Here is a 12,615-nt window from a genome sequence, read left to right as displayed (position 1 = left end):
TGCGTTCAGCTGAGGTCGATCAGGTCGCCGAGGTCGAGGCCCTCGAGCTGTGGGCGGACGTCCTTGGACTCGCCCACGACGACGACCAGCAGGCCGTCGGTTGCGACGTACCGGCGGTAGGCGTCGGTCGCCTCGGCTGCGGTCGTGGCGGCGATCTGGGCGAGGTACGTGTCGGCGAAGTCGATCGGTACGCCGTTCGCGATGTTGCTGCCGACCTGTTGGGCCACCGAATCGGCCTGCTCGTACCGCAGGGGAGCGGTCCGGATCAGGCTGTCCTTCGCCTCCTGCACCTCCTGCTCCGTGAGCCCGTCACGAGCCTCGCGCAGAATCCGCAACGCGTCACCGATCGCCGCCCCGGTTACCTCGGTGCGTACGGCGCCGCCGAGGCTGAACGTCCCGCCCTTCCGCGGCGCGGCGAAGCTGGTCCGCGTGCCGTACGTGTACCCCTTCTCCTCGCGCAGCACGGTGTCCACGCGGGAGGTGATCGTCCCGCCGACCACGTGGTTCGCGACCGCAGCCGAGCCCCACAACGGGTCGCGCCGATCAGGACCCTTGCATCCGATCAGCAGCTGGCTCTGCACCGAACCCGGCCGGTTGACGAGCACGACCCGGTTGCCCGGCAGGTACAACGGCTCCGGCGTCTCGCCCACCGGGCCCGCGCCTGACGTCCAGCCGGCGAAGGCCTCGTCGATGATCGCGGCCGCGTCCACTCCGGTCGCGTCGCCGGCGAAGAGGATCTCTGCCCGCTCCGGCCCGATGTTCCGCCGGTAGAAGTCAGCGACCTCGACGTTCGTCAGCGGCCGGATCGTGTCCGGCGTACCAGCGGTCGGCCGCGACCGCCGCGTCGCCGTATCGAATAGATGCGAGGCGAAGGCCTCGCGCGCCCGGTACCCGGCGTTCGCCCGCTCCTGGTTGATCTCGCCGAGCCGGATCGTCACGTGCCGGCCGACATCGGCCTGGTTGAACGCGGGCCGCGTGATCGCCTCCGCCAGCAGCGCGACCGCCGGCGCGAGGTGCGACACCGGCACCGAGATCTCCACGTGCAACGCGTCCGAGCTGACATCCACGCCGTACGCCGCTCCGTGCCGCTCCAGCGCGGCCGCGAACTCGTTGGCCGAATGCAGCTCGGTACCTTCGTCTAGCGTCCGCGACATGATCGTCGCGACGCCTTCGAGTTCACGCGGCTCGGCGATCAGCGGCATCGCGATCGTGACCCGCACGGTAGCGACGTACTGCCCGGGGCGGTCGAAGACGTGTACCGGCGTGCCGACGCTGGTCCGCGTCGTCACGGCCTCCGGGAACTTCCACGGACGCGGTGCGCCGACGGCCGGTGGGGTGGTCAGAACCTGGTTCATTCCTGCTCTCCTGCCGTCTCTGCCGCGGACTCCTGACGGCGGTAGGTCACCTGGACCCGCCCTGAAGAACGGATCCATTTCGCGGCGGCCGCCTGCACCTGCTCGACGGTCACGGCCTGCACCTGGTCGATTCGGGTGTTGATTCGCCCGGGATCCCCGAACAGCAAGGCGTGGTGAGAGATCTCGTCCGCGCGCCCGGCGCAGGTAGCCAGCTGCTCGAGCCAGTCCCGCTCGGCCTGTGCCTGCACGGTGGCCAGCTCTTCCGTGGTCACACCCTCGGTGGCGAGCTTCTCGATCTCCTCGAGCAGCGCGTCCTCGACCTTCTGCAGCTCGACGCCGTCCGACGCGATCCCGGTCAGCGTCCCGAACGAGACCCCGCCGATCAGCGGCAGCGCGCCACCGGACACCGACTGGGCGATCTGCTCGTCGCGGACCAGCCGCCGGTTCAGCCGGCCGCTCTGCCCGGCCGCGAGGATGTCGAGCGCGAGCCCGGCTGCGTCGAGCTCCGGCGTCCCGTCCACCGGCAGCCGGAACATCATCGTGATCAGGTCGGACGGTACGTCCGACTCCACGTCGTCCTTCTGTACGTCGGTCATCGGCCCGATCGTCCCGTCCGGCGCCGGCGGCGGCGCGGGGATCGCGGGCAGGTGGCCGAAGTATCGCTTGGCGGCGTCGAACGCGTCGTCCTCGGACACATCGCCGACGATCGTCAGGACGGCGTTGTTCGGCCCGTAGTACTTGCGGAAGAACGCGTGCACGTCCTCCAGCGACGCGGCGTCCAGGTCGGCCATCGACCCGATCGTCATATGCGCGTACGGGTGGCCCTCGGGGAACGCGAGCCGGACGAGCCGCTCGTACGAATCGCCGTACGGGCGGTTGTCGTACGACTGCCGCTTCTCCTCCTTCACCACGTCGCGCTGGTTGTCGAGGTTCTCCTGGTTGACCGCGTCGAGCAGGTAGCCCATCCGGTCCGCCTCGAGCCAGAGCGCGAGGTCGAGACCGCCGCTGGGCAGCGACTCGAAGTAGTTGGTGCGATCGAAGAACGTGCTCGCGTTCAGGCTGGCGCCGGCGGTCTCCAGCAGGCTGAAGTGCTGACCGGAGGCGACATTGCGCGACCCCTGGAACATCAGGTGCTCGAAGAGGTGCGCGAACCCGGTCAGACCCGGCGGTTCATGGCGCGATCCGACGTCGTACCAGAGGTTGACGGCGACGATCGGGACGGCGCGGTCCGAGCTGACGACGACCCGCAGGCCGTTGTCGAGCGTCTGCTCGGCGATGGGGTACGTCAAGGGCATACCGGCCACCTTACGTGGTCACGAAATTCTCGGCAGGTGCTGTCGATTTCGTCCCGGGTCGCGCATCGGAGTGGTAGATGCTGGAATCGGGAGTGGACGAGAGAGGTGACCCCGAGTGGGCAAGTACCTGGTGATGATCTACGACGACGAGGCGAAGTGGGCCGCGGACGACGGGTCGGTGATGGAGCAGAACCACAAGAACCATCAGGCCTTCGTCGAGGCCAACGGATCCGCGGTGCGCGGCGGCGGGCAGCTCGACGGGAGTGAGACCGCGACGTCGATCCGTTCCGACGGCAACGGCGGGTACGTCGTCACCGACGGCGTCTTCGCGGAGACCAAGGAAGTGATGGGCGGCTACTACATCATCGAGGCGGCCGACCTGGACGAGGCGCTCGCGATCGCCAAGCAGGTGCCGTCGCCGATGGGTGGTGTCGAGGTCCGCCCGCTGGTCAACGGTGGCTGACCCCATCGTCGAGGCGGTGGCGGAGGCTCACTCGACCGAGTGGGCCTCCGTGCTTGCCGCGACCGCACGGGTCGCCGCGGATCTCGATCTGGCCGAGGACTGCGTGCAGGACGCGTACGCGAAGGCGCTCGTGCACTGGCGGGCCGACGGCGTACCGAAGAAGCCGGGCGCGTGGCTGACGACGGTCGCGACCCGGCGGGCGCTGGAGCATCGGCGGCGGGCGGATGTCGCCCGGCGCAAGCTGCCGCTGCTCGTGCTCGAGGACGACGTGACCGATGAGCTCTTCCCGGACGACCGGTTGCGGTTGGTGTTCACGTGTTGCCACCCGGCGCTCGCCCAGGAGGCGCAGATCGCGCTCACGCTGCGGCTGGTGTGCGGGTTGTCGTCGGCGGAGATCGCGAAGGCGTTCCTGGTCAAGGAAGCGACGATGCAGGCCCGCATCACTCGGGCCAAACAGAAGATCTACCGCTCCGGCATCGCGTACCGAATCCCGCGTACGGCGGACTTCCCGGAGCGGATCGACGCGGTTCTCGACGTGGTCCATCTCGTCTACACAGCCGGGCACAGCCCGCGGGGCATTGATCTCGCGCGGATGATCCGTCTGCTGCTACCGGACAGCGCGGAGGCGGCGGGTTTGCTGGCGTTGCTGGTGCTGACGGAGGCGCGGCAGGCCGCCCGGGTAGATGACGCCGGGCGGTTGGTGTTGATGGAGGACCAGGACCGGGCGGTGTGGGACCGGACCCTGATCGCCGAGGGGCTGGAGTTGGTGCCCGTCGCGGTGCGGGCGGATGGACGGTTCGGGTTGATGGCGGCGATTGCTGCTGTGCATGCCGAGGCCGAGCGCTGGGAGGACACGGACTGGGCCGAGATCCTGGGACTGTATGACGTGTTGCTCAGCCGGTGGCCGTCCCCGGTGGTGGCGTTGAATCGGGTGGTGGCGCTCGCCTACGTGCGCGGCCCTGCGGAGGCGCTCGGCGCGCTCGACGACCTCGCCGCCGATCCCGCCCTCGCGACATACCCGTATCTGGCGTCGACGCGTGGGGAGTTGCTCTGGCGCACCGGAAGAGCAGAGGAGGCGCGGGCGGCCTACGAGGAGGCGTTGGCGTTCACCAGCGATCCGGTGGAGGTGGAGTTCCTCCAGCGGCGGATCACTCGAGGCGTTTGAGTACTTCGTCGTGGAGGCGGCCGTTGGTGGCTACCGCGTTGGGGCCGTTCGGGCCGGGGGCGCCTTCGACGGAGGTGAACTTGCCGCCGGCCTCGTCGACGATGATCGCCAGCGCGGCCATGTCGTAGAGGTTGAGCTCCGGCTCCGCGGCGATGTCGACCGCGCCTTCCGCGACCAGCATGTACGACCAGAAGTCGCCGTACGCGCGGGTCCGCCAGACCGTGTCCATCAACTCGGACCACTGGTTCTTCTTGCCGATCTTCTCCCAGCCCTTGAGCGACGCGTACGACAGCGAGGCGTCCTCGATCTTGCTCACGTCGCTGACCCGGCACGGCTGCGACGAGTGCAGCGCGCGGCCGGTCCACGCGCCGTCGCCGTACGACGCCCACCAGCGCTTGCCGAGTGCCGGCGCGGAGACGACGCCGACGACGACCTGGTCCTCGATCATCAGGCTGATCAGCGTCGCCCAGACCGGGACGCCGCGGATGTAGTTCTTGGTGCCGTCGATCGGGTCGACCACCCAGCGGCGTACGCCCCAGCCGGAGGTGCCGTCCTCTTCGCCCACGAACGCGTCCCGCGGGCGGGCCCGGGAGAGCGTCTTGCGCATCACATCTTCGACCTTCTTGTCCGATTCGCTCACCGGGGTGAGGTCGGGCTTGGTGGCCACGTGCAGGTCGAGCGCCTTGTAGCGGTCCATCGTGGTCGAGTCCGCGTCGTCGGCCAGGATGTGGGCGAGCCGCAGGTCATCCGTGTGCGAAGGCATGCCGGAAGGCTAGCCTGAGCGCCGCCCGGGCGGTTCAGCCGTCCGCGAAGTGTTGCGGATCGGTTGCGACGGGGATTGAACCAAATCGAGTCGTTGAACGTGCCATTAGTGTCTGACCACGCTGTTACGACTGCCATGGAGGCTGTCCATGTTCGAGCGCTTCGGGGACCTGCCGCTGCACGTGCTCGTGATCCACCTGACGGTTGTGCTGCTACCGGTGGCGGCGCTGACCCTGATCGCCTTCGCAGTGGTGCCGAAATGGCGCCGTATCCTGCGCTGGCCGGCCCTGGTCCTCGGCGTCGGGGCGCTGGTGTGCGCGTTCGTGGCGAAGGAGAGCGGCGAGGCGTTCGTGAACGCGGTGCCGACGCTGTCGAAGGCGGTCGAGCTGCACTCGAAGCGCGGTGACTTGCTGTTCTGGTACTGCCTGATCTTCGCGGTCGTCTCCGTCGCGGCCTTCCTGCTGCTGGCCGGCGTGAGGGGTGACAGCGCAACGAAGATCCGTCCGCTGGAGCTCGTGACCCAGGCGGCGGTGGTTGTGATCGCAGTGCTGGTCATCTGGCAGACCGTCCGTACCGGTGACGCCGGTGCGCGGGCGGTCTGGGAAGGCCAGTTGCCGGCTAAGTAGCCTCTTCCGTCGCGTCCCGGAGCTCGCGGCCTTCGCGGCTGGCCAGCAGGCGGCGGAACGAGTCGACCCGGGCCGCGTCGGCCCGGCCCTCGGCCACGGCCTCGTCCAGCGCGCAGTCGGGGGCGTCGGCGGTATGGGTACAGCCGCGCGGGCAGTTTTCGGCGATCTCGGCCAGGTCCGGGAAGGCGTTGATCAGCTGATCCGGCTGGACGTGGGCCAGGCCGAAGGAGCGGATGCCCGGGGTGTCGATGAGCCAGCCGCCCTCGGGTAGACGCAGTACCAGCGTGTTCGTCGAGGTATGGCGGCCGCGGCCGGTCACCTCGTTGACGACGCCGATCGCCCGGTCCGCGCCGGGGATGAGGCCGTTGACCAGCGTGGACTTGCCGACGCCGGAGTGGCCGACGAGAACGCTCGTCCGGTCGTCCAGCTGCTCACGGAGACTGCTGAGGTCGCCGTTCTGATGCGTCGCCACCGACTCGACGCCGAGCGGGCGGTAGATCGACAGCAGCGGATCCGGGTCGGCCAGGTCGGTCTTGGTCAGGCAGAGCAGCGGTCGCATGCCGGCGTCGTACGCCGCGACCAGGAAGCGGTCGATGAGACCGGTCCGGGGCTCTGGGTTGGCTACGGCGACCACGATGACGAGCTGGTCCGCGTTCGCGACCAGGGGGCGCTCGACCGGGTCGTCGTCATCGGCGGAGCGGCGCAGCAGCGTCGTACGGGGGAGGACCTCGACGATCCGGGCCAGCGAGCCTTCGTCGCCGCTGGCGTTGCCGTCGAGTTTGACCCGGTCGCCGACGATCACGCCGGTGCGGCCGAGCTGGCGGGCCTTCATCGCGGTGACCTCGCGACCGCCGTCCGAATCCTCGACCCAGCAGGCGTACCGCCCGCGGTCGCGGGTGAAGACGAACCCGATCACGGCGTCGTCGTACGAGGGGCGGTCCTTGGTCCGCGGCCGGGTCCGGCGCTTGGGCCGGTCGTACTTGGCCTCCTCGTCGTACCGCGACATCAGCTGGTGAGCCCCGACCACATGTCAGGGAACTCGGGCAAGGTCTTCGCCGTCGTGCCGATGTTCTCGATCTGCAGGCCGTCGACGAGCAGGCCGAGTACGGCGGCGGCGTGCGCCATCCGGTGATCGTCGTACGTGTGGAAAAGACCGCCGTGCAAGGCCTTCGGCCGGATCTCCAGCCCGTCCTCGAGCTGCTTGACGTCCCCGCCGAGCGCGTTGAACTCGGTCTCGAGCGCCGCCAGCCGGTCGGTCTCGTGGTTGCGCAGGTGCGCGATCCCGCGCAGGTACGACGGCCCGTCGGCGAACGCCGCCACCGCCGCGATGACCGGCGACAGCTCGCCGACCTCGCTCAGGTCGAGGTCCACGCCCTGCACCCGACCGGTGCCGCGGACGGTCAGGCCACCGTCCGTGAGGGTCGCCGAGGCGCCGAAGCGGGTGAAGATGTCGGGCAGTTGGCCGCCCGGCTGCGTGGTCTGCGACGGCCAGCCGGTGACGGTCACCGACCCGCCGGTGATCACGGCCGCCGCCAGGAACGGCGCCGCGTTCGACAGGTCCGGCTCGATCGCGGTGTCCAGCGCGCGAACGGGGCCCGGGGCAACGACCCAGCGGTTCGGCTCGGCGTCGTCGACCTGGACGCCACGCTCGCGCAGCATCCCGACCGACATGTCCAGGTGCGGCTGGGACGGCACGGGCTTGCCGTCGTGCCGGATGTCGACGCCCTCGTCGTACCGCGCGCCGGCCAGCAGCAGCGCGGACACGAACTGGCTCGACCCGGACGCGTCCAGCGTCACCTCGCCGCCACGCACCGAACCCGTGCCCGACACCGTGTACGGCATCCGCCCGGTCCCACCGTCATCGATCTGTACGCCGAGGGTCCGCAGCGCGCCCAGGATCACGCCCATCGGCCGCTCCCGCGCGTACTCGTCACCGTCGAACGCCACCACGCCGTCAGCCAGCGCGGCGACGGGCGGGACGAACCGCATCACGGTGCCGGCCAGACCGCAATCGACGCTGGCCGGGCCCTTGAGCGAGCCGGGCGTGACGGTGACCGACGTACTGCCGTCGCTGATGCCGACGCCGAGTGAGACCAGGGCGGACCGCATCAGCGCGGTGTCGCGAGCGGCCAGCAGCCCGGTCAGGTGGGACGGGCCGTCGGCGAGCGCGGCGAGGATGAGGGCACGGTTGCTGATCGACTTCGATCCCGGCACCGTCACAGTGCCGCTCACCGCTCCAGTTGCCCGCGGCGCCGGCCAGCCCTGCTGCTCGCTCATCCCACTCCCTCGACTCAGGTGTCTACAGCCCTGAGCCTAGGGCATTCAGCCGAACGGGAGCTCCGCCTTTGCCAGCTTCGCGGCCTGCTTGGCCTCGCGGGCCAGTTGCTTGGCCTCGCGCTTGGCTGCCTTGGCGCCGCGCTTGGTCTCGCGCTTCGCCGCCTTGGCACCGTGCGAGGCGCGCCAGGCGACACCCGGCTTGCCCTCGGTGTCGACTGCTGCGAGCAGCAGTCCGCCCATCAGGCCGAGGTTCTTCATGAAGTTGATGCGCTGCTGGTTGCGGACGGTCTTGTCCTTCTCCAGCCAGAACGGATGGCCGGCCAGCGTCGTCGGAATCAGCGAGGCCGCCAGCAGCGTCGCCCCGAGCCGACGGCCCTTACCGGTCGCCAGTGCGAGACCGCCGAGCACATGGACCGCGCCGTTCAGCCGGACCAGGTTGGCGGTCGTGTCAGGGAGCCGGTCGCTCACCTGCGGCGGCGCGACCCGCTTCACCATCGGCACCATCCGGTCGGTGACCGGCTGCGCCTTCGGTACCAGCGGCTCCGGGTTGCGGATCGCGTTCGTGCCCTGCACGACGAAAATGACGGACAGCAACGGCCTGGCCAATGCGCGCACGACAGTCATGCCTCCTTCATACACCACGGTTTGTACGACTTCCGGTACCCACCGCTGATGCGGATGCTCAGATCGGGCAGCCGTCGGGCCCGCACGCGGCGTCACCGTCGGTCGTCGCACCAGGGGCGGTGATGAGCGTCACCGGCTTGCGGTCCGCGTTGGCCCGGCGCAGTGCCTCCTGGAAGACCTCCACCGGCTGCGCGCCGCTCACGCCGTACTTCTCGTCGATGACGAAGAACGGTACGCCGTTGGCGCCGTACGCCAGAGCTTGTGCCTGGTCCGCCGCGACCTCGTCGGTGTACGTCGTATCCGCCAGGACCTCACGCACTCGCTCGGCGGGCAGACCGACCTCGGTGCCCAGCTCGGTCAGCGTGGCGTGGTCGCCGACCGGGAGGCCGTCGGTGAAGTACGCCTTGAGCAGCCGCTCCTTGAGCGCGCCCTGCGTACCCGCGGGCACCTCACCGGCGTCCTCGAGGTCGCGGGCGAGGTGGAGCAGCCGGTGCGCGTCGACGGTGTTGGCCGGCTTCGCCTGGTCGAGGTGGTACTCCAGACCGACCTCTGCGGCGATCCCGGTGACGTGGGCGTTGGCCTGCAGGGCCCAGTCGCGGCCGCGGCCGTACTTCTCGCCCAGCCGGGTGGCCAGGTCCCGTGGGTCGTCGTTCGTGGAGGAGGGGTCGAGCTGGAAGCTGTGCCAGACGATCGCGGCGGTGTCACCGCTGGCGGTCAGAGCCTCTTCGAGCCGACGCTTCCCGATGTAGCACCACGGGCAGACGACGTCGGACCACACATCAATGCGCATAACAGTGGGCAACTGACCACTCCGCGGACCTATTCCCAACCACTCGCTGTTGTGACGCGTCTGACGGTCCATGGACGACGAACTCGTGCGGACCCTGCTGAAAGAGCAGCACCCGGACCTGGCCGAGCTGGAGCTGAAGGAGGTCATCGGGGGCTGGGGCAACCAGATGTGGCGCCTCGGCGAGGACCTGGCCGTCCGGATGCCTCGTGCCCACGGATCGCCCGAACAGCTCCGCAAGGAGCACCACTGGATGCCTGACCTCTCCGCCCGGCTTCCGCTACCGGTCCCGGCCCCGGTCCGCCTCTGTGAGCCATCGGACCGCTTCCCCAACCCGTGGCTGATCACGAGCTGGGTCCACGGCGTACCTGCGGAGCATGCTCCGATCACGGACCCGGCCGCGGCCGACGTACTGGCCGACTTCCTGCAGGCACTGCACACCGAGGCGCCTGCGGACGCACCGGTCAGCGACCGGACCGAACTGCCGCCGGGCCTGGGCTTTCCGGAGGTCCAGGAGTACGTCGGCCGCCGCGACGCGCTCCGTGCGGTCTGGGAGGACGCGGCCGCCGCCCCGGCGTGGAGCGGGCCGCCGCTGTGGGTACACGGTGACCTGCACCCTGCCAACGTGATAGTTGCCGATGGCACACTTACTGGCGTGGTGGACTTCGAGGAGCTGGGCTCAGGGGATCCGGCCACCGATCTCGCGTCCGCCTGGGTCCTGCTCCCGGACGGCGCTGCCGACCGGTTCTTCGAGCGCTACCAGGCGGACGAGGCAACGGTACGGCGAGCGCGCGGGTGGGCTGTGACGCGGGCGCTGTTCCTGATCGCCATGGGTATCAACGGCGAGAAGGGCATCCCGGGCGGCAAGACCCACTGGGGACCGGCCGGCCAGGCTGCACTCGAACGCCTGCTGTAATACGGGGAATTCCGGCGAAAGGTTGAGGGTGCGCGATGAGTTGGCGGGGCAGCTGTCACAGCTGCGCGACCTGACCGGACGGAGCCTGCGCGAGCTCGCACGCGACATCGACGCCAGCAGTTCCTCGCTCTCGCGGTACTTCTCCGGCCAGGCTGTACCGCCCTGGCCGACGGTCGTTGCGCTCTGTAAAGCAGCGGGTCGGGATCCGCGACCACTGCGCGAGATCTGGGAGCGCGCCAAGGAGGGACCGCAGACGGCTCCGGCCGCTCCTGTACGCAATGACCTTCCGCACGACGTCACTGCCTTCACCGGACGCCGGGCCGAGCTGGACGCGCTTCTCGGTGCTGCCCGGACCACGCAGGTCGTGGCGATCGACGGAATGGGCGGAGTGGGGAAGTCGGCGCTCGCAGTACACGCTGCGCACCTGCTGACGGCGGAGTTCCCTGACGGGCAGTTCTACTTGGACCTGCACGGGTTCACTCCGGGACGGGAGCGGGTGGAGCCGGCCGAGGCGCTGCGGGTGCTGCTGTCCGCGTTGGGGTTGCCGCTGGGCCGGATTCCCGAAGGACTCGCGGAGCGGGCCGCGCTGTGGCGGTCGGAGCTGGCGACGCGGCGCGCGATCGTACTGCTGGACAACGCCGCAGACGCCGACCACGTACGGGACCTGCTGCCCGGTGCCGGTCAGATCTTCGTCGTCATCACCAGTCGACGCCGCATGGTCGAGCTGGACGGCGTACAGCCGATCTCGCTGGACGTACTGCCCAGTGAGGATGCCGCACAGCTGTTCGTCGAGTCCGCAGGCGGAGCACGGCCTGGCGACGTCAACGAAGTACTGCGTCGTTGCGGCAACCTGCCCCTGGCAATCCGTGTCGCTGCGGCGCGACTCCGGCACCGACCCGCATGGACGCTCGACACTCTGGTGGAGCGGCTACGCGAGGGCGAACTGGCGGTGTCGGACGTCTTCGAGATGTCACTGCGACAGCTGGACCCAGCGCAGCGCCGCATGTTCCGCCTGCTCGGCCTGGTCCCCGGCGAAGACATCGACGCGTACGCCGCGGCCGCACTGGCCGGCATCCCCCTGGCGAACGCGCGCTCGCTGCTGGAAGACCTCGTCGACGTCCATCTGGTCCAGGAGCCGTCGGCCGGCCGCTACCGGATGCACGACCTGCTGCGACAGGCCGCTCGCGCAGACGACCCGACTGCCGATCCGGCTCCGGCGATCAGCCGGCTGGCCGATTACTACCTGAGCTGCATGCTCGCGGTGAGGGAGCAGATCCGGATCTTGATCCCGCTCCCGACGACCGTGTCACAACCACCGCCATCGCTTCCAGACCTGTGCGACCACGACGCGGCCATCAAGTGGCTGGACACCGAGTGGGACAACCTCATGGCGATGTTCGCACTCACGGTGCAGCTGGGTGTCGACACAGCGGCGGTCGGACTTGCACAGCTCGCCACGATGGCTCATGCGCGACGCGGCGGTTCTGAGCTGCTGCGCAAAGGTCTAGATGTCACCCTGCCCGTCGCAGAACGGCTCGGCGACCGCCGCGTGCTGGCCTCCCACAAGTACCTGCTGGGCAGTCTGCTGCTGCGCATGGGCCGGCTGGACGAGGCGATGTCCGAGCTCGAGGACGGCCGCGTGCTGATGGCTGCAGAAGGCGACGCCGTCGGCGAAGCCATGTGCCTGTTCCAGCAGGGGGAGGTCCAGGGGGAGCTCGCTGACGCAGAAGGCGCCGTGCAGCTCCTGGAGCGTGCGGTGGCCGTGGTGCCGCCGCACGAGGTCGCCGTACGCGCGCGACTGCGGGCCAGCCTCAGTCATGCTCTGCGGAGCCACGGCGACTATGCCGCGGCCCGTGAGATTGCCGCCGACGTACTCGAGACGACTCGGGAGACCGACCGGCAGACCGCCCGCATGTGCCTGGACGTGCTCAGCCAGGCCGCACTCGACCTTGGCGACGCGCAGACCGCGCTCGACCTCGCCGAACAGGCCGTCGACATCAACCGGGAGACCCACCATGCGTTCTTCGAGGCGATCAGCCTCGCCGACGTAGCCGTGGCGCTGCTCCACCTCGGACGCCCGGAGGAGGCCGCGGCCAGGCAGGCCGAGGCGGTCGCGATCCTCGAACTGGCCGCCGAGCCGGACCGGCTGGCGCGCGTTCACCTCCCGTACGCGGAGGCATGCCTGGCCACCGGCAACCGGGACACCGCTGCTCGGCACTTCCAGGAGGCGCTGGAGCTCGCGACCGCTCATGGGCTCGATTACCTGGCGCCTGAGGCCCGCTCCGGCCTGTCCCGTGCGTCCTGAGCTGTCCCGTCCCGTCCCGGGACAGCCGTTCGATCCTGCA

At 69.7% G+C, this 12,615-nt stretch carries 12 protein-coding genes; 5 read left to right on the top strand and 7 right to left on the bottom strand.

What is annotated here, in order from left to right:
- Positions 1-5 precede the first annotated feature (5 nt).
- A complete protein-coding gene (locus tag FDA38_RS32925) occupies positions 6-1,355 on the bottom strand; it encodes a M16 family metallopeptidase (protein WP_137258085.1) in 1,350 nt (449 codons plus the stop codon).
- The gene (locus FDA38_RS32920; protein ID WP_137258084.1) at positions 1,352-2,650 is read right to left on the bottom strand and encodes a M16 family metallopeptidase; all 1,299 of its coding nucleotides are present in this window, start codon (positions 2,648-2,650) and stop codon (positions 1,352-1,354) included. Before FDA38_RS32920 ends, FDA38_RS32925 begins: the two co-directional genes overlap by 4 nt.
- A 115-nt stretch (positions 2,651-2,765) precedes the next feature.
- On the opposite strand from FDA38_RS32920, the gene FDA38_RS32915 reads away from it, so the two are divergent.
- Both FDA38_RS32915 and FDA38_RS32910 read left to right on the top strand, forming a co-directional pair.
- Entirely contained in the window at positions 2,766-3,113 is a 348-nt protein-coding gene (locus FDA38_RS32915) for a YciI family protein (protein ID WP_137258083.1), read from the top strand.
- Positions 3,106-4,278, top strand: a complete 1,173-nt coding sequence (locus FDA38_RS32910) for an RNA polymerase sigma factor (RefSeq protein ID WP_202877963.1) — start codon at positions 3,106-3,108, stop codon at positions 4,276-4,278. Before FDA38_RS32915 ends, FDA38_RS32910 begins: the two co-directional genes overlap by 8 nt.
- Here the strand turns inward: FDA38_RS32910 and hisN are convergent.
- Positions 4,262-5,041 (bottom strand): histidinol-phosphatase, encoded by a 780-nt coding sequence (hisN, locus tag FDA38_RS32905; RefSeq protein WP_137258082.1) that lies wholly within the window; start codon positions 5,039-5,041, stop codon positions 4,262-4,264. The two genes, FDA38_RS32910 and hisN, sit on opposite strands and share 17 nt — an antisense overlap.
- Before the next feature lie 148 nt (positions 5,042-5,189).
- On the opposite strand from hisN, the gene FDA38_RS32900 reads away from it, so the two are divergent.
- Positions 5,190-5,666 (top strand): DUF2231 domain-containing protein, encoded by a 477-nt coding sequence (locus FDA38_RS32900; RefSeq protein WP_137258081.1) that lies wholly within the window; start codon positions 5,190-5,192, stop codon positions 5,664-5,666.
- On the opposite strand, the gene rsgA is transcribed toward FDA38_RS32900, so the two are convergent.
- The 4 genes from rsgA to FDA38_RS32880 are packed head-to-tail and all read right to left on the bottom strand — an operon-like array spanning position 5,659 to position 9,357.
- Positions 5,659-6,672, bottom strand: a complete 1,014-nt coding sequence (rsgA, locus tag FDA38_RS32895; protein ID WP_137258080.1) for a ribosome small subunit-dependent GTPase A — start codon at positions 6,670-6,672, stop codon at positions 5,659-5,661. The genes FDA38_RS32900 and rsgA overlap by 8 nt on opposite strands.
- The gene (gene aroA, locus FDA38_RS32890; protein ID WP_137258079.1) at positions 6,672-7,943 is read right to left on the bottom strand and encodes a 3-phosphoshikimate 1-carboxyvinyltransferase; all 1,272 of its coding nucleotides are present in this window, start codon (positions 7,941-7,943) and stop codon (positions 6,672-6,674) included. The genes rsgA and aroA overlap by 1 nt, the downstream gene beginning before the upstream one ends.
- 45 nt (positions 7,944-7,988) lie before the next feature.
- Positions 7,989-8,567: a DoxX family protein gene (locus tag FDA38_RS32885; RefSeq protein ID WP_137258078.1), complete on the bottom strand. Its 579-nt coding sequence runs from the start codon at positions 8,565-8,567 to the stop codon at positions 7,989-7,991.
- A gap of 58 nt (positions 8,568-8,625) precedes the next feature.
- Positions 8,626-9,357 (bottom strand): DsbA family oxidoreductase, encoded by a 732-nt coding sequence (locus FDA38_RS32880; protein ID WP_137258077.1) that lies wholly within the window; start codon positions 9,355-9,357, stop codon positions 8,626-8,628.
- A gap of 70 nt (positions 9,358-9,427) precedes the next feature.
- On the opposite strand from FDA38_RS32880, the gene FDA38_RS32875 reads away from it, so the two are divergent.
- The gene (locus FDA38_RS32875; RefSeq protein ID WP_137258076.1) at positions 9,428-10,270 is read left to right on the top strand and encodes an aminoglycoside phosphotransferase family protein; all 843 of its coding nucleotides are present in this window, start codon (positions 9,428-9,430) and stop codon (positions 10,268-10,270) included.
- Between the two features lie 28 nt (positions 10,271-10,298).
- On the top strand, positions 10,299-12,575 hold the full coding sequence (locus FDA38_RS32870) for an ATP-binding protein (RefSeq protein WP_137258075.1): 2,277 nt from the start codon (positions 10,299-10,301) through the stop codon (positions 12,573-12,575).
- Positions 12,576-12,615 lie beyond the last annotated feature (40 nt).

It is taken from the genome of Kribbella jiaozuonensis, assembly GCF_005233875.1.
Classification (GTDB): Bacteria; Actinomycetota; Actinomycetes; order Propionibacteriales; family Kribbellaceae; genus Kribbella; species Kribbella jiaozuonensis.
Note: the sequence above shows the minus strand (reverse complement) of the source record. Positions and strands in the feature narration are given on the sequence as shown.